At 43.5% G+C, this 21,568-nt stretch carries 18 protein-coding genes; 6 read left to right on the plus strand and 12 right to left on the minus strand.

Going from position 1 to position 21,568, the window contains the following annotated elements; genetic code table 11:
* Positions 1-347: 347 nt before the first annotated feature.
* Positions 348-2,549, minus strand: coding sequence for a molybdopterin oxidoreductase family protein (locus IM462_RS12350; protein ID WP_287703208.1), 2,202 nt, complete (start codon positions 2,547-2,549; stop codon positions 348-350).
* Between the two features lie 242 nt (positions 2,550-2,791).
* On the opposite strand from IM462_RS12350, the gene IM462_RS12355 reads away from it, so the two are divergent.
* Both IM462_RS12355 and grxD read left to right on the plus strand, forming a co-directional pair.
* A complete protein-coding gene (locus tag IM462_RS12355; protein WP_287703210.1) occupies positions 2,792-4,756 on the plus strand; it encodes a DNA polymerase III subunit gamma/tau in 1,965 nt (654 codons plus the stop codon).
* An 87-nt stretch (positions 4,757-4,843) separates the two neighbouring features.
* A complete protein-coding gene (grxD, locus tag IM462_RS12360; RefSeq protein ID WP_002770648.1) occupies positions 4,844-5,167 on the plus strand; it encodes a Grx4 family monothiol glutaredoxin in 324 nt (107 codons plus the stop codon).
* A gap of 568 nt (positions 5,168-5,735) precedes the next feature.
* Here grxD and IM462_RS12365 read toward each other — a convergent pair.
* Both IM462_RS12365 and IM462_RS12370 read right to left on the minus strand, forming a co-directional pair.
* The gene (locus IM462_RS12365; RefSeq protein ID WP_287703212.1) at positions 5,736-6,656 is read right to left on the minus strand and encodes a hypothetical protein; all 921 of its coding nucleotides are present in this window, start codon (positions 6,654-6,656) and stop codon (positions 5,736-5,738) included.
* 567 nt (positions 6,657-7,223) lie between these two features.
* Positions 7,224-8,963: a mechanosensitive ion channel family protein gene (locus IM462_RS12370; RefSeq protein ID WP_287703218.1), complete on the minus strand. Its 1,740-nt coding sequence runs from the start codon at positions 8,961-8,963 to the stop codon at positions 7,224-7,226.
* Between the two features lie 182 nt (positions 8,964-9,145).
* On the opposite strand from IM462_RS12370, the gene lipA reads away from it, so the two are divergent.
* The 3 genes from lipA to IM462_RS12385 all read left to right on the plus strand — a co-directional run bounded on the left by lipA (position 9,146) and on the right by IM462_RS12385 (position 11,594).
* Positions 9,146-10,030, plus strand: a complete 885-nt coding sequence (lipA, locus tag IM462_RS12375) for a lipoyl synthase (protein ID WP_287703214.1) — start codon at positions 9,146-9,148, stop codon at positions 10,028-10,030.
* A 63-nt stretch (positions 10,031-10,093) separates the two neighbouring features.
* Positions 10,094-10,309, plus strand: a complete 216-nt coding sequence (locus IM462_RS12380; RefSeq protein WP_287715242.1) for a hypothetical protein — start codon at positions 10,094-10,096, stop codon at positions 10,307-10,309.
* Between the two features lie 157 nt (positions 10,310-10,466).
* Entirely contained in the window at positions 10,467-11,594 is a 1,128-nt protein-coding gene (locus IM462_RS12385; protein ID WP_287699973.1) for a class I SAM-dependent methyltransferase, read from the plus strand.
* Between the two features lie 46 nt (positions 11,595-11,640).
* Here IM462_RS12385 and bchB read toward each other — a convergent pair whose 3' ends face one another.
* A complete protein-coding gene (gene bchB / locus IM462_RS12390; protein ID WP_287699974.1) occupies positions 11,641-13,167 on the minus strand; it encodes a ferredoxin:protochlorophyllide reductase (ATP-dependent) subunit B in 1,527 nt (508 codons plus the stop codon).
* A 156-nt stretch (positions 13,168-13,323) separates the two neighbouring features.
* Positions 13,324-13,920 (minus strand): nucleotide-binding protein, encoded by a 597-nt coding sequence (locus IM462_RS12395; protein ID WP_002740297.1) that lies wholly within the window; start codon positions 13,918-13,920, stop codon positions 13,324-13,326.
* Between the two features lie 233 nt (positions 13,921-14,153).
* On the opposite strand from IM462_RS12395, the gene IM462_RS12400 reads away from it, so the two are divergent.
* The gene (locus tag IM462_RS12400; protein ID WP_287699975.1) at positions 14,154-14,510 is read left to right on the plus strand and encodes a 4a-hydroxytetrahydrobiopterin dehydratase; all 357 of its coding nucleotides are present in this window, start codon (positions 14,154-14,156) and stop codon (positions 14,508-14,510) included.
* A gap of 13 nt (positions 14,511-14,523) precedes the next feature.
* Here IM462_RS12400 and IM462_RS12405 read toward each other — a convergent pair whose 3' ends face one another.
* The 7 genes from IM462_RS12405 to IM462_RS12435 all read right to left on the minus strand — a co-directional run bounded on the left by IM462_RS12405 (position 14,524) and on the right by IM462_RS12435 (position 21,158).
* Positions 14,524-15,111 (minus strand): prepilin-type cleavage/methylation domain-containing protein, encoded by a 588-nt coding sequence (locus IM462_RS12405; protein WP_287699976.1) that lies wholly within the window; start codon positions 15,109-15,111, stop codon positions 14,524-14,526.
* Positions 15,112-15,336: 225 nt separating this feature from the next.
* The gene (locus IM462_RS12410) at positions 15,337-15,810 is read right to left on the minus strand and encodes a tRNA (cytidine(34)-2'-O)-methyltransferase (protein ID WP_149106574.1); all 474 of its coding nucleotides are present in this window, start codon (positions 15,808-15,810) and stop codon (positions 15,337-15,339) included.
* Positions 15,811-15,957: 147 nt separating this feature from the next.
* Positions 15,958-16,299, minus strand: a complete 342-nt coding sequence (locus tag IM462_RS12415) for a hypothetical protein (RefSeq protein ID WP_287699977.1) — start codon at positions 16,297-16,299, stop codon at positions 15,958-15,960.
* 372 nt (positions 16,300-16,671) lie between these two features.
* On the minus strand, positions 16,672-17,715 hold the full coding sequence (locus tag IM462_RS12420; RefSeq protein WP_287699978.1) for a DNA cytosine methyltransferase: 1,044 nt from the start codon (positions 17,713-17,715) through the stop codon (positions 16,672-16,674).
* A gap of 156 nt (positions 17,716-17,871) precedes the next feature.
* Entirely contained in the window at positions 17,872-19,533 is a 1,662-nt protein-coding gene (locus IM462_RS12425) for an NAD(P)H-quinone oxidoreductase subunit 4 (protein WP_066029950.1), read from the minus strand.
* A gap of 124 nt (positions 19,534-19,657) precedes the next feature.
* The gene (locus IM462_RS12430) at positions 19,658-20,359 is read right to left on the minus strand and encodes an ABC transporter ATP-binding protein (RefSeq protein ID WP_287662446.1); all 702 of its coding nucleotides are present in this window, start codon (positions 20,357-20,359) and stop codon (positions 19,658-19,660) included.
* A 61-nt stretch (positions 20,360-20,420) separates the two neighbouring features.
* Entirely contained in the window at positions 20,421-21,158 is a 738-nt protein-coding gene (locus IM462_RS12435; protein ID WP_287699979.1) for a septal ring lytic transglycosylase RlpA family protein, read from the minus strand.
* Positions 21,159-21,568: the final 410 nt, after the last annotated feature.

Consider the following 21,568-nt stretch of genomic DNA (forward strand, 5'->3'; position numbering starts at 1 on the left):
ACAGACATGGCTTTTTTTCTCCCCTCGCTCTACGGCACTCACTGCTTTCTGTCTTAAATCATCACTATAGGGTGCTGCCATGAAAGCTTCTCCTCATTTCTTTTTCTCTATTATGTCCTAACTATCCCGCTCTTTGCTATATTGGGTTATCTTCTCCACTGACCATCCATAATGCCTAAGTCGAATGATTTCGGCTCTCTCCTTGACCCTATAAGGAATTCCTGCAAGTTTTTGCAGTTCTAGCAGGTTTTTGTCTTCTTCTTCACTTAAATCAATTTTTAGAGGGGCTGGCAAGGTTTGATTCCTCCTCCACAAAGGGTTCTCTACTATTTTATAAGTTTTTTCGCCTACCTACTTAATTCGGCATTAACTAAAGACTTGATCGGGATTAATTTGACGGCACAAGCTTTTAATTCTGGTTGCAGGGAAATCGGACAAGCGGCCGAATGGGTGAGACTATTGGCCTCAGCATTTTCTGCCCATAAAGCCCCCCAGTGCATCGGCACAAAGACACAATTAGGAGCAATTGCTTTGGTAATTAAAGCGGGAAAACGGGCAGAACCGCGACGGGAACGCACCTCCACCCATTCCCCAGCTTCTATGCCCAATTTTGCCGCATCTTGGGGATGAATTTCCAGAAAAGGTGCGGGGTGCATTTTGACAATTTTCTCGATGCGGCCGGTGCGGGTTTGGGTGTGCCAGTGACCGTACAAACGCCCCACGGTCAAAACTAGGGGATAATCATCGTCCGGGGGTTCCGCTAGACCTTTACTGTGGTAAGCGGCGAAAACAGCACGACCATCGGCAGTATTAAATTTACCATCGGTATAAAGGCGTTTTGCGGCTGTTTTTTCGCTTTTATTTTCATCTTTAACTAAATTCCCTAGTAATTCCCCAGAATTAGCGGTTTTAGGGGCGGAAATTTCATCGATGGAATCGGGCCACGGTCGGGGAGTCTCGGCCAGGCGATCATAATTAATCGCCGTCATATCACAAGGACGTTTATATGTCAACCGGATAAACTCGGAATGTACCTCGGCCGAATCCTTAAAATTAAATTGTGCCTGAAAACCCAAACGGCGACCAACTTCGGCAAAAATTTGCCAATCGGCCTGAGCTTGACCGACGGGAGGACGAAAAGCCTTATTTAAAGTCACCATACGCTCAGAATTGGTCATTGTTCCGGTTTTTTCACCCCATTGGGCCGCTGGCAGTAATAAATGAGCGTAGGCGCTGGTTTCTGTGGGATAGTAGGCATCCTGATAAACAGTAAAAGGTGATTTTAACAGGGCCGCCTGGGTGCGTTTTAGATCAGGCATACTAACAGCCGGATTAGTGGCGGCAATCCAAAGCAATTTCACCTCTCCCGTCTCCAAACCAGTAATCATACTCCAAGCGTCGCGACCGGGGACGGGAGAAATCCGACCGGCGGGTAAACCCCAAGCTTGTTCCACTTCGGCCCGGTGTTGGGGATTTTTGACGGAACGATAACCGGGGAGAAGATGGCAGAGGCCGCCGGCTTCCCTTCCTCCCATGGCGTTGGGTTGTCCGGTTAGGGAAAAAGGACCGGCCCCGGGCTTACCGATATTAGCCGTCATTAGGTGTAAATTGATTAAAGTGCGGGCTTTGGCCGTGCCTTCGCTAGATTGATTAATACCCATCGACCAGAGGGAAAGCACTCTTTTCGATTCGGCCCAGTAGCGGGCAGCCTGTTCTAAATCCTCAATGGGGATACCGCATTTAGGGGCGACTATTTCGGGGGGATAATGGCGGATAATTTCGGCGTATTTGCGGAAATCCCGGGTACATTTATCGATAAAATAGGTATCGATCGCCCCCCAATTCAGTAACAGGTGAGCAATACCGTTAAATAGGTCAATATCGGTCCCCGGGTTAATGGCGAGGTGGAGATTAGCGGCCTCGGCGGTTTTTGTCCTGCGGGGATCGACGACGATTAATTTCGCTTGTTGGTTGCGTTTGAGATACTTGTGCAGACGGTTAAAGATGATGGGGTGACATTCGGCCGTATTTGTCCCCACCAAAAAGGCACAATCGGTTAATTCTAGGTCATCGTAACAGCAGGGGGGACCGTCGGATCCGAAACTGTCCCGATAAGCGGCCACGGCCGAGGACATACAGAGACGGGAATTAGCATCAAAGTTATTGACTCCCAGACAGCCTTTGACCAGTTTTTGGGCGATGTAGTAATCTTCGGTGTGAAATTGTCCCGAACCGTATAGACAGATACTTTCCTTTTCCCCCTGAGCGATTAAAGTTTGGATGCGGTTAACGATGCGATCGAGGGCTTCTTCCCAAGTACAAAGACGGAATTGATCTTGGAGGGAATCGCGGATCATCGGGGTTTTGAGGCGATTTTTATCGATTGATTCCGCTACGGTGGCCCCTTTAACACAGACCATACCTTGACTGGAGGGGTGGGACTTGTCCCCGAAGACTTTCCATGCTTGTCCGGCCGACGCGGGGGGGGTGACTGTCAAACCACAACCTACTCCACAGTAAGGACATTGGGTTTTTGTAGATTCAGTCATAAGCAGTTGGTCTGATTAGTGGCGCTGTCTTTAGGCATACTAAGATAGTCGTCAGGTTTTCTCGGCCAAATTGTAGTTATTAATACAATTTATTAGAAGCCTTAGCTAAATTGCCATTCTTGTGATGCAAATCGCGCATTACAACTGGCTAGATCAAAAGCATACACTTGTTCTCGTGTTGAAAAAGAATCGGGATAGGATAATAGTAGTCTCTAGGGTGCGGAAAAAGTTTTCAGCCAGTCATGACCTACGAACCTCTACATCATAAGTATCGTCCCCAAACCTTTGCCGATTTGGTGGGACAATCAGCGATCGCCACGACCCTGAGTAATGCCTTAATCAGTGAGCGAATCGCTCCTGCATACCTATTTACTGGACCCAGAGGCACGGGGAAAACCTCCTCGGCGCGAATTTTAGCCAAATCCCTCAACTGTCTGTCTAGTGACCATCCGACACCGATTCCCTGCGGTAAATGTTCCGTCTGTCAAGCGATCGCCAATGGTTCGGCCCTAGACGTGATCGAAATTGATGCCGCTAGTAATACCGGTGTGGATAACATTCGGGAAATTATCGAGCGATCGCAATTTGCCCCCGTCCAATGTCGTTATAAAGTCTATGTCATCGATGAATGCCATATGCTCAGTACGGCGGCCTTTAATGCTTTGCTGAAAACTCTAGAAGAACCGCCAGATCGAGTGATTTTCGTGCTTGCTACCACCGATCCTCAGCGTGTCTTGCCTACTATCATCTCCCGTTGTCAACGCTTTGATTATCGCCGTATTGCTCTCGATGCCATGGTGGCACACCTGCAAAAAATCGCCCAAATAGAAGCGATCGATATTAACCTAGAAGCATTAACCCTAGTGGCTCAGATCGCTAACGGTGGTTTACGCGATGCCGAAAGTCTCCTCGATCAATTAAGTTTACTCGCAGGAACGATTACGGCCGAGCGAGTCTGGGATTTGGTCGGTGCAGTCCCCGAAAGAGACCTCTTAACCCTACTTAAAGTCATTCATGGCAATATTCCCGATCAAGTTATCGAACAATGTCGCCATCTGATGAATCGCGGGAAGGAACCTTTAATCGTCTTGCAAAATCTAGCGGGATTCTATTTAAACCTACTTTTAGCCAAAACTGCCCCTAATCGTCCAGAAATGGTGGCTGTCACCGCTCCCACTTGGCAGGAATTATGTACGGAAGCGCGTACTTGGTCTTTAGAGGAAATTCTCCGCGGTCAACAACTTCTTAAAGACAGCGAAACACAACTAAAAAACACCACTCAACCCCGTCTCTGGTTAGAAGTCACTCTATTAGGACTGTTACCGCAAGCACAGGTGATTCCTCTAGTTGCCACGGCAGTGCCTTCCCGTCCCCAAACCAGCGCCGAGAGGCCCCCTGAAGTGATCACAGCGCCGGCGCCGGTTAATGAACCGATAAAACCGCCAGTTATTACCCCGACAACTAGCGTCGCAGTGCCGAAAACTGAGGTTAAAACTGTTGCTAGTGATGACAATAATGAACAAATTTGGCAGCAGGTTTTAGAAGTAATGGAACCCCCCACTACTCGCACTCTCCTACGTCAGCATGGCAGTCTTTTTAATATGGAAGAATCGAGTGCTTATTTAAGCATATCTTCGGAACAATTATTAAAAATGGCCCGGCTGCGCTTGACTAATATTGAGTCAGCTTTCGAGGCAGTTTTTCAGCGCCGGATTAAAGTTCATTTACAGGTAGGTTCCGCCACTGCTGCCATGGCTGCGGAAGTTTCCCAATCCCCGGCGGCTAGGATACAACCACCACCAGAAACCGCAGCAACTCCACCAATAACTCCCGAAAATAAAGTTATGACCGTGGTGGATATTCCCCCGGTCAAAGAAGCAATTATCGATAAAAAAGAAGCAAAGATCACTGCATCGGGAACCCCAAAAACTCCTAGCACAGAACTGCCCCAAAAAATCTTAAATTTTGATTCATCTTTAGAGACATTAGATCAAGATCTAGATATTAGTGAAATTTTGGCGGCCGCTCAAAAGTTAGCGAAATCTTTTGATGGTGAAGTGGTCAATATGGGTTATTCACTGCCAGAAAATTCGGCCGTAGAAACTAAAGTTAATAAGTCTCTGGAAAATATGACTATCGTGCGCGGGAGACCTGATGTTAACGAAATTTTAGAGAGTTTGGAGGAGGACGAAGACCTTCCTTTTTAAGGCTATCTCAACGGCTTGTGCTAAACTGATAGGATATGCCACGTCTCAGGATTGGCTATTCTTGCTCAAATTCTAGCTACTAGACCTATGACACCCGAAACTAAGGACAGAATCGATCAATTAGTTCAGAATAACAAAGTTCTTGTGTTCATGAAGGGCAATAAATTAATGCCTCAGTGTGGTTTCTCGAATAACGTCATACAAATTCTCAATATTCTGGGGGTTTCCTACGAAACTGTCGATATTCTCCAAGATCAGGAGTTAAGACAAGGAGTTAAGGAGTATTCCAATTGGCCGACTATTCCCCAAGTCTATATCAACGGTGAATTTATTGGCGGTTCCGACATTATGATCGAACTCTATCAAAATGGGGAACTACAACAAATAGTCGAGGTAGCCTTAGCTTCCTAAAAATTTTCTAGGTTAGGTTAGCTATCCTAACCTAGTTTAAATCTACCAAACAGTAATCAGTGATCAGTAATCAGTGAAAAGACGGCAATTTTCTACTTAAGACTGTTGGGTACATCTCAGTTTTGTAGAAATATCTATATGACATTTTTGTCCGACGCAGTTCGATAAACTCACTGACCACGATCATTGGTGTCAACTTAAGCAAGAGGCTTAATTATAAAGAGTACCTGATAATCCAAAAGGAAGATAGTAAAAAACGGTAAAATAACGAGAAGAAATCAGAGGTGAGTCGGTGAAAACGCGCTCTAAGCAACGACCTAGAAAAAAGGGGAATCCCGAATTACGCTGTCAATTTCAGTCGCCAGCCTTGCACATTCGGATATTCTCGACGCTGTGTGATAATCAGTGCTTATCATTCGTAGGAGTCTTGCTAGGCAAGGCTTTGAAGACTATATTTCCGAAAAATTATCCCTATTCTTCTTCTTTCCACACAGAAACAAGAAGAGCCGTTTTTTTACGGTTACTTCCAAGTACCTTCGTACACGACCAAATGAGGGCGGCAGTCAGTTTATGGAGTTGATGGAGTTGGAGGGAAATAAACCCAAATTTCAATCTTCCCATTAGGAGCATTCCAGTCCAGTAATTCTAGTAGATCCGATTCTAGTAGGTCTTTAGGTAAATTTATGTTTTTATTATTATTCACATAACTTTGAGTGAGTTCCTCTAGATTTTTAGCTCGTTCTCTATCCCCAGCATGAAAATATTTGATCCTACTGATTGGCTGATCATTCTTTAAAGAATATGTATTTTGAACATTTTCTTTTTTAATCGGGTTTAAACTAATTGCGTACTTTTTGCCCTGTAGATATTGCTTAAATTTATTCACTTCTTTCTCGTTCTCGTTATAGTAAATATCAACAACAAAATCAAAATTGTTAGTTATTTGTTCAACAATTTTCTCTCTAGGATCCTTGCTATTTTTGTAGCCTTCTTGAAGTTTTCTAAGCTCTTTAATAATCCCATTAGCTTGATTCGGATCCCTTTCGCCAATAATCATAAGAGCCGTAAAAGTATCTTGAAACTCTGGTGTTTGTCCTATAAATTCTTGATCTGTATTCGAGGGTTTAGACATTAACTCTTTAAATCTTGATCTATAAATTTGCGTTGCTATCTCAGCAATCATCTGCTTAGAGCTTTCATCATTGTCAGCTATCGTCCGATTCAAAGCAATTAAAGCGATATCTTTTTTTAATTGAGGGCTTTGTAAATCTCCAATCAATTTTTGAATTAATTCTGCCGTTTGAATGTTGGTTTTAAATCCTTCTAATTGATTCTCAATATTTTCGGTTTTCTGTTGCAGCTGAGAAGTCTGATATCCTATAAACCCATTGAGAATGGCAATAATCATTAAAACAAATGTCGATAAAGATGAGACACCTATACTTATTTTATCCAAGCTATCTTTAGGCTCATTATTCTTGTCAGACATAGTTAACTCCTTCCTTGTGTACTCACTTAAATATTCACACCACACCCCGCATCACCTGCACCAATTCCCCCACTACCTAATCCTGCTTACTCCTTGCCTCAACCAGTTGGTCATTCAACCCTGACTGCCTGACACATCTCAGTGAAGTCTAGGTCAATCGGGGGTGGCAAGTCAAAGAGCAAATGTGAGAAAACTAAATCCGTTCCTAGAAATATTCTCGGGCTAGGTTAGAGACAAAACAAGGCTGAGGAGCTTTGGGAAACAGAGGAATAGGGGCAAAAAGTTCTCGTCCTTTAGATAGAATACCCCAGACCTAACACAAGTCGATTCTAACCCACTTTCCCAGAAACATTGAATCTCCTAACAAAACTTTACATTTAAGGACATAACAACCCCAAAACGCCATTTTTCAATAGGTTATCACCATAAGTGGGAGAGAGTCGCTCCCCTTTAAAACTGTCCCTTGAATTGAATCTCCTAACAAAACTTTACATTTAAGGACATAACAACCCCAAAACGCCATTTTTCAATAGGTTATCACCATAAGTGGGAGAGAGTCACTCCCCTTTAAAACTGTCCCTTGAATTGTTCTCTATCTTGTGCTATCAGGAAACTTTGTTGGGGAATACCGATGTGAATTCCCTTCTCCTCAAAAGCAATTTTTAGACGACGACGATACTCTCTTTCTATGTCCCATTGTCGTAATCTTTTGACGACAATTCTGAGCATAATTTCCATTCCCGTGTGAGAAACCCGACTGACACCAGCAACCTGCACGGGATTGATGATATCTTCTTGCCATTGTGGATCTACAGCCATATTTTCAGCGATGGCTGCCATTAAAGCGATCGCCAGATCTGGCTCGGTCTGATAGGCGACTTCGATGGTAAAATCGACCCGCGCCCAATCTTTACTGAGGTTGTGTGCGGTGATAATTTGGTTATGGGCAATAGTGATTAAACGTCCGTCGGCGGCCCGCAATTGAGTCGCTCGCAAACTCATATTTTCCACCAAACCGATAAACTCCTGAAACTGGATCATATCACCGACAGTGTATTGGTCTTCAAAGATAATTAGAAAACCGTTAATCCAATCTTTTAAAAGATCCTGAAAGGCAAAGGTGAGCAATGCTCCCACTAAACCGGCTCCCGTGAGTAAAAAGGCGAAAGAAAGGCCCATCCAACTCAAAAAAACCAAAATTCCCAGAAAAATAGCGATAAATGTGATAATTTCTCGCCAAACTTCTAATAAAGTGGGAGCGCGCAGAATCCTCCTTTCCAAATTTTCCGAAAAAACCGCTCCTTCCTCTACCCACTCGCGTAGTCTGGAATTAACGTAGAGATTAACCATATTGCTCACTGATGTCATCAGCAACCAGATGATAAAAATCTGTAAAGGAATACGGATTATTCCGCGTCCTTCTAGCCTAGTTTCGGGAAATACATACAAAATCGCCGCTATTCCGCCAAACCAAAGCAGTATCAGTCCAATAAGAGCCAGTCTTTTCCAGAGAATATTTAACGTCAGTTGTCGCTGAATATCAGCCTGTTGACGGAAATTAGAGGAATCTTCTAGAGAGGCTAAAATCGGTTCTTGGGAGCGATCTTTTCTGGGGGGGGAATTTATGGGTAAATTTTGATCTGATTGCCTTTTAGCTTGTTTTTTGAGGAGATTGAAGCGATTTCTTAGGTGTTTCTGCCACCAAATTGATACCCAGCTTAAGAAAGTTAGCCCCAAAATAATTATAGTGGCAGTCATTACCTGTTGCCGACGAGGGGCGGGCTGACGTTCTTGCCAAGCTTGGAGCAAAGCTGTTTGGATGATTTTAACCCATCTGTCCGCTAAATCGCCAACCGAAGAAGAATCGATCAGGGCATCAACTTCTGTTACTGTCAGAATTACCTGTTGCGGTAAATTCTGGTTATCCTTGGCCACAATCACGGTTAAATTATTGAGAGTCGCCGTACTTACTTGCAGGGTTGTCGGATCGAAACCCCGATTGATAATATTATTTAAGCCCCTTTCAATGCGGCTAGCCCGTCTTTCTACCGGGGAGAGTTCCCGGGCTTCAGAAGCGGTAAAATCTTGGGAGGCAATCTGAAATAAGGCAAATCCATCTAGATGCACGGAAGCATATTCTATATCCCCGGCTACAAAAATCCTTGTTCCCGTGGGAGATGCAAATGGAACTAGAAAATTTTGGGCTAGGGATGGCAGGGAATTAAGAACAAATATACTAACCAAGAGGCAACCCGCCAATCCTTGAATGACCAGATTGAAAATTTTTCTCCGTTGCCGTCGTCCCATTGCCCAAGTTTCCTTTTTGATTAACAATGATCTTTACCCGCTTTCTCAGCTTATGGCAGTTATCTTAAGGGTGAGATCAAAAGTTTTCGTTTTGGGGAGTCGGTCGTCTCTCTCCCTTGTCCCCTCTCCCCACTGATTACTGATAACTGGAATCCCCAACCCCCAACATTAGTTAACTTCTCATGTCCAATATACCCCCACAGTGGCGCGAGGAAATAACCTCTTTACCTCCTTGGTTACGGCGTTCACTCGGCAAATCTAGCGAAATTTCCACGGTTCAGCGCATTATCAAACAAAGGAACATTCATACTATCTGCGAGGAGGGTCGCTGTCCCAATCGCGGCGAATGTTATGCCCAAGGTACGGCGACTTTTTTGTTGATGGGTCCCACTTGTACCAGGTCCTGTGGTTTTTGTCAAGTGGATAAGGGTCATGCACCCATGCCTCTCGATGTGGAGGAACCGCAAAAAGTAGCCGAAGCGGTGCAATTGTTAAATTTAAGTTACGTTGTCTTGACTTCTGTAGCTAGAGATGATATTGAAGACGGCGGGGCCGGTTGGTTTGTCCGGACGATGACGGCCATTCGCGAACTCAATCCTCACACTTTAATTGAAGTGTTAACCCCGGATTTTGCCGGAGGTAAGGGAAGTCAACAGGAACGGGTGGCGACGGTGGTGGGGGCAAAACCTGCCTGTTACAATCACAATATCGAGACGGTGCGCCGTTTGCAAGGACCAGTTAGACGCGGGGCTAAATATGATCGCTCTTTGGCGGTTTTGCGTTATGTTAAGGAAATCGATCGCTCAATTCCGACGAAATCTGGCTTAATGGTCGGTCACGGTGAGACAAAAGAGGAAATTATCGAGACTTTGGCAGATTTACGCGCGATCGACTGCGATCGAGTTACTATTGGTCAATATATGCGTCCTTCTCTGGAACATTTGCTCGTACAGAAATATTGGACTCCCGCAGAATTTAGCGAGTTGGGAGAAATTGCCCAAAAAATGGGTTTTTCCCAAGTTAGATCCGGCCCTCTAGTCCGCAGTTCCTATCATGCGGGAGAGTAAATCAGTTATCAGTTATCAGTTATCAGATGTAAGTTTTAAGTTAATTTTTGTAAATCTACCAAGTTGGGATTTTTACGGGGAAACTCTCGGCTAAAATTGGGCGTTACTTTCGATTTTATCACTCAATCCAAGCCTTTGGGGGGTTCTACCCCCCAAACCCCCCGTTGGGGGCGTGGCGCGGTCACTGAGCGTGTCGAAGTGCCGCCCCCAAACCCCCCGCGCATTAGTTTTTCGGTGGGATGCTTACACGCAGCTGCTGATACGTCTGTAATAATTTAAGAGTCACTGATAATTGCTGATTGTCGGTATTTTTGCAAATGTTAGATGCACCCTTCCTAATTCCCACTTCCTAATTCCCACTTCCCATTTCATAATTCCTAATTCCCACTTCCCATTTCATAATTCATAATTCATAATTCATAATTCCCTGATCAAAATGAATTTAGAAGCAATCATCCTAGAGGAAATTAAACAATCAGCGGCGGGTCGAATTAGCTTCGATCGCTGGATGGATTTAGCTCTCTATCACCCTGATTATGGCTATTACACCTCTGGAAAAGTAGAAATTGGCTCAAAAGGAGATTTTTTTACTTCCTCGTCCCTAGTGGCAGATTTTGGCCAATTGTTGGCAGAGCAATTTGTCGAGATGGCGGAATTTTTGGGCAATTCGCCTGGATTTACTTTAGTGGAAGTGGGAGCAGGTTCGGGAATTTTAGCGAAAGATATCCTTGATTATTTAAGTCATAGCTATGCTGATTTTTATGAAAATCTCAGTTATATAATTATCGAACAATCTCAGAAACTCAGGGAAAGACAAAGGGCAACTTTAGCGGGATATTCCCCGGTATCTTGGCAAAGTTGGCCGAATTTAGCCGATAATTCCCTTGTGGGTTGTGTGTTTAGTAATGAGTTAATCGATGCTTTTCCTGTCCATCGAGTTGTGATCGAGTCGGGAGAATTACGAGAAATTTATCTGGGATTGGGGGAACCTTTTCAGGAGATTATCGCAGATTTATCCACCGACAGAATCAAAGACTATTTTGATTTAGTGGGGATAAATATTCCCTCCCCACTTTATCCGGAGGGTTATCAAACCGAGGTAAACTTATTAGCTTTAGACTGGTTAGAAACGGTTAATCGGAAACTCGATCGAGGTTATATCTTAACCATAGATTACGGTTACACTGCCGAAAAATATTATCATCCCCAAAGAAGTCAAGGAACCCTACAATGTTATCGACAACACCAGCGTCATGATCATCCTTATTTGTGGGTAGGAGAACAAGATATTACCACTCATGTGGATTTTACTGCTTTACAACGTCAAGGGGAGAAATTAGGCTTAAAAAATCTCGGTTTTACTCAGCAAGGATTATTTTTAATGGCTTTAGGATTAGGGGATAGATTAAATCAACTTTCTCAAGGAAAAATCGATATATCAACTATATTTCAGCGCCGAGATGCCTTACATCAATTAATCAATCCCACTGGTTTAGGAGGATTTGGAGTGTTAATTCAGGGAAAAGAAGTAGAGGAAAGAATACTTAAGGGATTAAGTAGATAACTAAAAAATAGGGCTGAATGCTGTTAACTTTCAGCCCCAAAAATAATTAAGCTCCTACAGATTCTTTAGCGGCATACATTACCTCTAAAGTTATTTCACCAATACCTCGCTCCCGGGCAAATTTTTCGGTATTTCGTTTGACTTTCCCGCGCACAAAACCGGGTATTTTCTGCAATTCTACCGTAGCTTCCTTATTCCAATTTAGGTCAGAATCTGCCGAAATACCCTTAGTAATTACCTCTTTGGTATCATGACCACCGAATATCTCTAATAGGTGATCTTCCATACCCAAAGTAAAGGAATTATAGACCAAATCGGCGATCTGATTAGTGCCTTCGTAACCTAAGAAAGGTTTATAACCGAGGGGGAAATTTTGGATATGAATAGGTGCGGCAATTACTCCACAGGGAATATCTAAACGTTTGCCCACATGACGTTCCATTTGAGTACCAAATATCGCCGCTGGTTCTAATCGAGCAATAGCATCCCCTATCGCCCCATTATCATCACTAATTAACACTTCATCGCAATATTCACTCACTTGTTCCAGGAACCAATCCGCATCATACTTGCAATAAGTCCCCGCTAAAACCACATGAATTCCCATCTCCCTGGCAAGAATTTTTGTCATAGCGGCTGCGTGGGTATTATCACCAAAAACCACCGCTTTTTTGCCCGTTAAATTCTGACAGTCAATGGAACGAGAAAACCAAGCAGCTTGGGAGATATGCAGAGTTTGTTCATTGATAAAATCTTCGTAATCTACTGCCGCACCTTGGCCATTAATTACCTCTTGAATTTTGCGAATACAGCGGGCTGTTTCCACTACTCCCATGGGGGTAATATCAACGTAGGGCATGGCGAATTCACTTTCGAGATATTTGGCTGTCATTAATCCCACTTCTCGATAGGGAACCAGATTAAACCAAGCGCGGGGCAGATTTTTTAAGTTATCCACCGAGGCAGCTTCGGGGATAATTTCGTTAACTTCAATGTCCAAATCTGCCATTAACCGCTTTAATTCCGTGCGATCATGTTGGTTATGGAAACCGAGGGTGGTAATACCGATAATATTAACCGAAGGTTTAGGGGTTTTCTGGGAGATAATTTCCCCTTTTCTCTGGGCCTTATCGAGATAATATTTGATAATTTGATAGAGGGTTTTATCGGCCGCTTGTAGCTCATTATAGCGATAGTGGTTAACATCGGCCAGCAGCACATCCCCCTCGGCATCCTGTCGCGCTCTTTCGACAAAGTTTTGTAAATCCTCTTGGAGAATGCTGGAGGTACAGGTGGGGGTTAAAACGATTAAATCGGGACTTTCTTCGCGATCTTTGCGAACAATATTATCGACGACTTTTTCTTGGGAACCCCGGGCTAAAACATTACGATCGACAATACTAGCAGTGACGGGGGTAAAATTACGCTCCCTTTCCAACATCGAGCGCATGACGTTAAAATAATCGTCTCCCAGAGGAGCGTGCATGATAGCATGAACATTTTTAAAGGAACTGGCGATCCTTAAAGTGCCAATATGAGCGGGACCCGCATACATCCAATAGGCCAATTTCATAGAGGGTTCTCCTACAGTCAGACTTTTTTTGATTGTCTCAGACTTTACGGATTTAGGAGTGAACACTTAACGGAAGATTACAAAAAGTCCCCATGCAGATTAAGTATCTTTTCGGGGAAAAATGACACAAATATTAATGTTAACTTTTTTAACAATTTATGTCATTAGGGCAAAAATTTCTTTACCGACCGCTTGGTAACAAAGCCAACCGAAATTCGACCGGGGGTCGGGATAATCTTTGACGATGACTCCCTTTTCGGCCGCTCGTTCAAAAGCAACTAAACGGGGAATTTCTCGCTTAAATAGCGGTAATTTCGCTTCTTCTAGAGCTTTCCGCGCTTCCCGTCCTGTTTTTGTCCGTGAATCCACTTGGGTTAACAGAACTCGATAATTATCGGTCATCGTGGACAGCAATTCTGCCGCTTTAATGGTGACATCGATATCGAGATGATTGGGAGTGGTGGGTAAGATTAATAAATCGCTGCCCTGAGCTAAATCTTTTAACTCGTCTGGCTCTGGCCGGGCCTGGGTATCGACAATAATATGAGTGTATTGTTTCACCAGTCCCGTCGCTCCAGCTTGGGACGCTACCATAAAAGGAAGGGTATCTTCCCGGGACCAATGGAGAGCCGAACGATTTTTATCCGCATCAATCAATAAGGTGGGCGCTTTTTCTTGAAAATAGGCGGCCAAATGAATCGATGTGGTGGTTTTCCCGACCCCTCCCTTCAGTGCTACGACGGAAATAATCATGAACGGCTCGATCGAATAAGTGAGTATTTTCTAGTGTAATCCCAGACGGACTGAAAACCGTTTAAGTTTCCCCCCGGAAAGGCTATCTGTCGGGATTCTTGATTTTTGAGCCTGGCTCTCTCGAAATTATGGTGTAAAGTGTTTCTTAATGTTAGATTTTATGTTAGATTTTGGGCTTATGCTCTCCCGATCGATCACTTTTTCTGCTCACCACAACTACGGGAGCGTCTTCAATGTTGAAGCAATTCTTAGCAATAGCGATCGCTTTCATGATTGGGTTAACTGGTCAATTAGTCCTCTCTTTACCCACTACTCGTTTATCCGATCAAGAAATCTCCCAACAATTACAGACTATCCCGGGCTGGCAGTTACGAGATCAACGGATTGAAAAAACTTTTAAATTTAACAATTTTATCGAAGCGATCACTTTTGTTAATCGCTTAGTTACTCCGGCTGAATTACTAGGTCATCATCCTGATATTACCATCAATTACAATCGCGTTACTCTTTCCCTCACTACCCATGACGTGGGAGGTTTGAGTAACTTAGATTTTGATTTAGCTCAACAAATTGATCGTCTGATTCCCTAGTTTTAAATCAGCTTTAACCCACACATCTATTATCTTGGCGAATATCCCAACTACCATCAACACGGAATAAAAATAAACAGCGTTTGTCGGGTGTACCGGAAGCAACTAAAGTAATTCTGCCTAACTGTCCCCAAGAACCCCCTAAACCCCCCTTTGTATCGGCCCAACTAGCGCGATAAATTGTACCTTGATTACCCACAGGTCCACTAACTCGGCGTAGGGTAGAATTATTAGTATCGATGCTAACACCGCGAGTGATGGGAGTCCATTCGGTGACATTTTCACATTCGTCCCCCTGCACTTTGGCCACTTTAATCTGTTCGGTTTCACTTGCTGCCATGCACAAAGATAGGGGATAAGAACCTTCTCCCATGGCTTGGTAACGGGTATTTTTCCACTGCTGTGATATTTCAAAGGTGGCGATATTTAAGCGAATCCAAGCCATTAAACGCTGATAAACAGAAAGGGCAATGGTTAAGAGAATTCCTAATAAAATTAAGGTAACTAACATCTCGACTTGAGTTAAGCCAGAGGTGGATTTTTGCCGATGAAAAAGCTGTAGATTGCCAAAATGTTTTCGAGAAAGGTCGAAGATATTCATGAGCCTCATCTTGCCTTTTTATTTTCAATAAATTATGTAATTACAAAGGAGCAACAATTAATTTGCTCTAGGATAATCCACATAATTTCTTGCTGTTATTACGGACAAGATTGACTGCGATCACTATTTTTTCTGATATGGGCAAAAATCAGCTAAATAAAAGCAATTTTCTGATTTTTTGCTCAATTTAGTTTATTTGCTCTGTTTATATAGCCAAATGTCCCGCTAACGAGTAAATCCCAATTGTCGTCTGGCCTCGAATAATCCGATCGCCACACTAACGGAAAGATTTAAACTTCTCACCCCCGGTTCTGCCATGGGAATATAAACCGTGTCATCGCACTTATTTAATAAATCTGCCGGAATACCGTCGGTTTCACTGCCAAAAAGTAGCCAATCTCCGCTTTGATAGGTGTACTGGACATAACTGCTGCTGCCGCGCACGGTAAACCCGATCGCTCGTCCGCCGCTCTTTTGTTGATATGCACAGAAATCATCTATTGTCAAGTGGTACATAAGTTTTACATAGGGCCAATAATCTAAGCCGGCCCGCTTCAGATAGCGATCGCTAATTTCAAAACCCAAAGGACCGACTAAATGCAATTCTGTCCTCGTTGCGGCGCAGGTACGGGCAATATTCCCCGTATTTGGCGGAATTTGCGGATTAATTAAAACCACTCGTAAAATTGCTTCAGTCATCAGTTATCAGTTATCGGTTATCAGTTCACTGTTCACAGCAAAAAACTCCCCACCTCTCAATTCATAATTCATAATTTATAATTTATAATTCCCACTTCCCTTGGGTGAGGACTAACTATACCGGATTCTGCCCCACCCTAGTCAAACTTATTTTAAATTGGTATAACTATCCATACTCAACGGGACTAAATCGCCATAGATAGTCAAACCTAACAACATTGTTTCATTAGCGGGGATTAACTTGCCTGTGAGAGCGCAAATCTCATTTTTTCTAGCTGTAGCGTTAAATACTGCCCTTATATCACCAGCACAAAACTGAGGTCGATAATCTCCTGATTTCTGCTGAACGAAATTCCATAAGACATCGCGAATGAGTGCTTGATAACCTTGATTGCCGGAAATCTCTTTCAGCTTGTCTTTGAGGACTCTTTCCAGACGAATGCTGGTGACTTCCATCTCGGTAGTGGTGGTGCGTGTGATTGTCCGCATAATTTTTTCTCCCGAATACTAAACCTATTGGTGTTACAAGTGTAGTACAAGGAAGATACCTTTAACAAGCACAACCGGCGAAACCATCACCTCTGCTGCTCTTTGATTGTTACCTCATGGCTATTTTTCCCATTTTTGAACTCTCGAAAATTAATTATGCAACAAGTCCACTGTTATACTAAATCCGTTGAGTATGGGCTATGTATGAGAACAGGCAAAAGGCAATAGGCAATAGGGAGAATAAATAATCAGTTGTTAATAACCAGATTTAGTATTAATCCAGTTAGAGTTGAGCCTAAACAGCGAACGTATCGTTCCAATAATAACTATTCTTGATATACCCAAACCCCTAGAAAAAATTGTTATTGTTCCTCAGATTGACAATAACTCTAATTGTCTCCCCTGTAGGTCTTTAGCCCTGATATTTTCTTGAGAATCTCTGGATAAATCTAAAGCTTTAATCACCTCCTTTGCCACCGCTTTTACCACGGGAATGGCCACAGAATTACCGAACTGTTTATAAGCTTGGACATCGCTGACAACAATCTGAAAACTATCGGTAAATCCCTGTAATCTTGCCCATTCTCTGGGGGTCATTCTGCGGACGAATAATTTATTTACCTCTCCCTTAATGCGAGTAACGGGAGTAAAATTAGTCAGTCTTTGATCGATAACTAAATTTCTTTCTTTTCCCATACCTCCCACCACAATAGCATTAGCGATACCATCGGGAGAAATAATCTCATAACCGAACCCATTACCTTTATTTTGGTGTCTGGCCTTGTGTTTAAACAAAGTTTCTAAATACTGATTAGAGAGATAATATTTAACGCTGACTTCCTTTTCTTCTAGGATATCTTTGAGACAAGTTTCTTGATGGGTTGGTTGAGGATAGGAAAAATGGTAAATATTTAAATCTTCTCGAAAACCGACGATAAAAATTCGGGGACGGTTTTGAGGAACCCCAAAATATCTGGCATTTAAAATCTGGGGACTAGGGACAAAATAATGCAAATCCTTTTCTAATATATCTAAAATAGTTTTTAAAGTTTTACCTCCATCGTGGTGGACTAAACCCTGAACATTTTCTAAGATAAAAGCTTTCGGTTTCTTTTCGTGCAGGATCCGGGCAACTTCAAAAAATAAGGTTCCGCGTGCATCTTCAAAACCGTGTTTTCTGCCGGCGATACTAAAGGCTTGACAGGGAAAACCGCCACAGAGTATATCATGATCGGGGACAGTTTTTACCTCTAATTTTCTGATGTCTTGATTATCGGGTAAATGACCATAGTTAGCTAAGTAAACCTTTTGGGAGTGAGGATCGATTTCCGAGGAAAAAACGCATTGACAACCGAGATTTTCTAGGGCGATTCTAAATCCTCCTATACCAGCAAATAAATCAATAAAAGTCCACATATTTTATCTATTCTAAGCTTTTGTTTTGATCCCAGAGACGATATTAAACCGGCTACCTTAGATTTTAGTATAAATGCTCGCATCTTTCTCCTCGCCAAAAAAAATCAGGAGCAGAATTTCCACTCCCGATAACCTATTCACTTTAGACTTGCCAATTTATTGGAATATACTGGCAACTTTGGCGCTTACGTCGGGTTGAGTTTCAGCGTAGATATTTTGACGAGTAGCGGCGATTTCTGTGTAAGCTTGACGCACTTCCGAGTTAACTGCCACCGTTTTCACATCGTAGATACGGGTAGCGAGTTGGGGATAAAAACCGATAGCGACAATCAAAGCGAGGAAAGAGACAGCGATAAAGATTTCTCTGGGTTTAGCGTCAATATATTCTGATTCGTCAGGAAGGACACAGCTAGTACCAAAACAAACTGCTTGTTCGTTGCTTTTGTTGGGGGTAATGTTAGTAATATCGCAGGAAGAACCATCTCCGTAGAAAACTTGACGAAGCATGGAGAGTAGATAAATCGGGGTGAGGATTAAACCAACGGAAGCGAGGAAGACAGTCACAACCCGGAAGGTTTGGCTATAAACGTCACTGCTAGTGACACCGATGAATACAGTAATTTCGCTGGCAAAACCGCTCATTCCGGGTAAAGCTAGGGAAGCCATGGCGCCGGCAGTAAAGAGAGCGAAGACTTTCGGCATCGCTTGGGCAATCCCACCCATCTCGTTTAAAGCTAAGGTATGGGTGCGGTCGTAGGTGACACCAGCAAGGAAGAATAAGACGGCGGCAATTAAACCATGGGAGAGCATTTGTAACATAGCACCGCTAATACCCACATCGGTAAAGGAAGCAATCCCTAAAAGGACGAATCCCATGTGTGAAACCGAGGAATAAGCGAGACGGCGTTTCATGTTTTGTTGACCGAAGGAAGCGAAAGCACCGTAGATAATATTAACGACACCGAGAATCGCTAGAATCGGGGCAAAGTAGATGTGTGCATCGGGTAGAAGACCCATATTAAGACGGATTAAACCATAACCACCCATTTTAAGGAGAACACCAGCGAGAATCATCGATACAGGTGCAGAAGCTTCACCGTGAGCATCGGGGAGCCAAGTATGGAGGGGGAAGATAGCGAGTTTGACACCGAAAGCGATTAATAAACCGGCGTAAAGGACTAATTCTAAAGCGAGGGGATAATCTTTAAATCCTAATTCCGCCATATCAAAGGTCATCGCACCACCACCGTAAAGGGCCATGGCTAGACCGGCAACGAGGATGAAGATAGAAGCGGCGGCGGTGTAGAGTAAGAATTTAGTGGCGGCATAACGACGTTTTTGGCCACCCCAGATGGAAACGAGTAGATAAACGGGAATTAACTCGATTTCCCACATTAAAAAGAATAATAATAAATCTTGGGCGACGAAAACACCAATCTGAGCGGCGTAGAGCAACAGCATCAGGAAGTAGAATAAACGGGGTTTACGGTCCACTTGCCACGCGGCCAAGATAGAAAGGGTTGTCACCAATCCTGCTAATAAAACTAACGGTGCCGAGATACCATCCACCGACACCGCCCAACTTAAACCAATTTGGGGAACCCAATCGATTTTTTCCACTAATTGTAGGTTGGGGTTGCTTAAATCATATTTTTGTAAAAAGACGTAGCACATTAATATAAAGTCTGCTAGTCCGACTCCAAGAGCAAACCAACGAACGGTTTTTCCTTCCTTGTCGGGGATTACAGGGATTAGGAAAGAGGCAAGCAAGGGGAGCAAAATGATGGCAGTGAGCCAGGGGAAGTTAGCCGTTAGCATGGCAGTAAGAAAAAATACCTATTTCGTTATGTGTTCATTTTATGCGACTTTGTAAAATTTTGTGAATATTTTTTCTCCTACCTTTACTATAGAATTTTATCTATAGTTGCCGCATCATCATCGATTAACCCAAATAGGCCTGTTTGACCCGCTCATCCCTGAGTAAATCCCCGGCTTCTCCCGCAATAGTCAAGCGTCCCGCTTCCAAAACATAGCCGCGATTGGCAGTTTCTAGGGCTAAATTAGCGTTTTGTTCCACTAACAGGATAGTTACTCCCGATTCGTTTAATTTACGGATAATACTGAATATTTCTCGCACTATCTGCGGCGCTAGTCCTAAACTGGGTTCGTCTAGTAACAATAACTTGGGACGACTCATTAAAGCTCTAGCGATCGCAAGCATCTGCTGTTCCCCACCGCTTAGGGTTCCCGCTAACTGCTCTCGGCGCTCCGATAGTCGGGGAAAAAGTTGCCACTGCTCTTCGATATCGCTTTTTACTCCTAGGCGATCGCTTCTCGTATAAGCACCTAACTGCAAATTTGTCAAGACTGTTTGACGAGCTAAGATTCTTCTACCTTCCGGACTATGGGCAATTCCCCGTTTAACGATTTCATGGGGCGGTAAATGGGTAATATCTTGACCCTGATAAATGATTCGCCCCGTCTTTGCCGTTAAAATCCGAGATATCGTCTTTAGAGTCGTCGTTTTTCCTGCTCCGTTCGCTCCAATCAGGGTGACAATTTCCCCCGTTTCTACCCTTAAACTAACCTGCTGTAATGCCTTTATTCCGCCATAATTAACCGATAAATCGTTAATTTCTAACATAAACCCTGTCAAATCCCAATAGGATCACTATAGCAGTGATCACTGCCATAGTGATCAGTGATTATCTGCCTAAAACTTCCAAGACCACCGGGGCAACTCCCGATTGGAAGACACCGATAATCGCTGCCGCACCTCTGGAGAGGTCGATGACGCGACCACCGGTAAACGGACCGCGATCGTTAATTCGCACCACCACCGAGCGCCCGTTACGCAGATTAGTTACCCTAACCTTGGTGCCGAAAGGTAGATAGCGATGAGCGGCAGTTAAACCACCAGAGTTAAAAGTCTCACCACTAGCGGTGCGACGACCATGGAAACCGGGACCATACCAGGAGGCCATTCCCTTTTTACGGGGGCGACTGCTGGTTTTTACCGCTGGGCTTGTTTTCGGCTTCTCTGCTGGTGTCACCGAGGCAGGATTGCTGGCCGGGGCCGGCTTGACTTGATTGGGTTGTGATTGGGGTTGTCCCGTGGAAGGAATGGCCTCTTGGGTCCGGGGTGTAACGCTTGCAGGGACGGTATTTTCTTTGTCCACTAGGGACTCCAAAGTTTTTAGAATTTCGTTAGCATTATCTTGAACCGAACGTGATACTTTAATATCTGAATCGGATGTTCGACTATTAGAAAAAGCGGACAGAACGGTTTGAGTAGTTGACTCGATAACAGTTTGACGACCTACGCTAATATCCGTCAGGCTGTTGCTGTGTCCTGCTGTCTGGGAACAAATTATCGAGGCTGTAGTCCCCACTACGGTAAGGGCAGTTACAGCTTGTAGTTTGTTGATCAGTTGTTTATTCATAGACTTTCTTATTGTGCGTTAGCAAGTTCCCAATGCAAAGCTGAAGGAATTTGCTAACATTCCTTTTTGCTTGCAAAGCTAACTTGGTTGCGTTCTGTTCAACCCTATCACGGAAAATTGGTTGGTCATTACAAGAATTTATATCGTTATCGGGCAAGAGAATCAAAAATTTAAATAAAGGGTTGACTGGCGCTAAAAACCAAGTTAAGATAAAAGTTTTTTAATTTTTTGTCTCCTAGAGGGGGGCAAGGTTAGGAAAACTTGGGGAATTAGTGAAATTTCGAGAGGTAATAATGCTAGTATTGACAAGGCTTTCAAGGATTATCAGCCCTCCCCGATTTCCCTCTATAGCAGCAGATAATGGTTAATAAAACTGTTATCTTTGCTACAAAAAACCAGATTTTTAAGAT

It is taken from the genome of Microcystis sp. M144S2, from assembly GCF_020246065.1.
GTDB classification, from domain to species: domain Bacteria; phylum Cyanobacteriota; class Cyanobacteriia; order Cyanobacteriales; family Microcystaceae; genus Microcystis; species Microcystis ichthyoblabe_A.

Excerpts from the sequence above, each read along its gene's own strand:
- IM462_RS12355 (WP_287703210.1), top strand. The coding sequence starts at position 2,792 with ATGACCTACGAACCTCTACATCATAAGTATCGTCCCCAAACCTTTGCC.
- bchB (WP_287699974.1), bottom strand. The coding sequence starts at position 13,167 with ATGAAATTGGCCTATTGGATGTATGCGGGTCCCGCTCATATTGGCACT.
- IM462_RS12350 (WP_287703208.1), bottom strand. The coding sequence starts at position 2,549 with ATGACTGAATCTACAAAAACCCAATGTCCTTACTGTGGAGTAGGTTGT.
- IM462_RS12410 (WP_149106574.1), bottom strand. The coding sequence starts at position 15,810 with ATGACTGAAGCAATTTTACGAGTGGTTTTAATTAATCCGCAAATTCCG.
- IM462_RS12400 (WP_287699975.1), top strand. The coding sequence starts at position 14,154 with ATGTTGAAGCAATTCTTAGCAATAGCGATCGCTTTCATGATTGGGTTA.
- IM462_RS12370 (WP_287703218.1), bottom strand. The coding sequence starts at position 8,963 with ATGGGACGACGGCAACGGAGAAAAATTTTCAATCTGGTCATTCAAGGA.
- IM462_RS12405 (WP_287699976.1), bottom strand. The coding sequence starts at position 15,111 with ATGAATATCTTCGACCTTTCTCGAAAACATTTTGGCAATCTACAGCTT.
- IM462_RS12425 (WP_066029950.1), bottom strand. The coding sequence starts at position 19,533 with ATGCTAACGGCTAACTTCCCCTGGCTCACTGCCATCATTTTGCTCCCC.
- IM462_RS12430 (WP_287662446.1), bottom strand. The coding sequence starts at position 20,359 with ATGTTAGAAATTAACGATTTATCGGTTAATTATGGCGGAATAAAGGCA.
- lipA (WP_287703214.1), top strand. The coding sequence starts at position 9,146 with ATGTCCAATATACCCCCACAGTGGCGCGAGGAAATAACCTCTTTACCT.
- IM462_RS12365 (WP_287703212.1), bottom strand. The coding sequence starts at position 6,656 with ATGTCTGACAAGAATAATGAGCCTAAAGATAGCTTGGATAAAATAAGT.
- IM462_RS12415 (WP_287699977.1), bottom strand. The coding sequence starts at position 16,299 with ATGCGGACAATCACACGCACCACCACTACCGAGATGGAAGTCACCAGC.
- IM462_RS12420 (WP_287699978.1), bottom strand. The coding sequence starts at position 17,715 with ATGTGGACTTTTATTGATTTATTTGCTGGTATAGGAGGATTTAGAATC.
- IM462_RS12395 (WP_002740297.1), bottom strand. The coding sequence starts at position 13,920 with ATGATTATTTCCGTCGTAGCACTGAAGGGAGGGGTCGGGAAAACCACC.
- IM462_RS12385 (WP_287699973.1), top strand. The coding sequence starts at position 10,467 with ATGAATTTAGAAGCAATCATCCTAGAGGAAATTAAACAATCAGCGGCG.
- grxD (WP_002770648.1), top strand. The coding sequence starts at position 4,844 with ATGACACCCGAAACTAAGGACAGAATCGATCAATTAGTTCAGAATAAC.
- IM462_RS12435 (WP_287699979.1), bottom strand. The coding sequence starts at position 21,158 with ATGAATAAACAACTGATCAACAAACTACAAGCTGTAACTGCCCTTACC.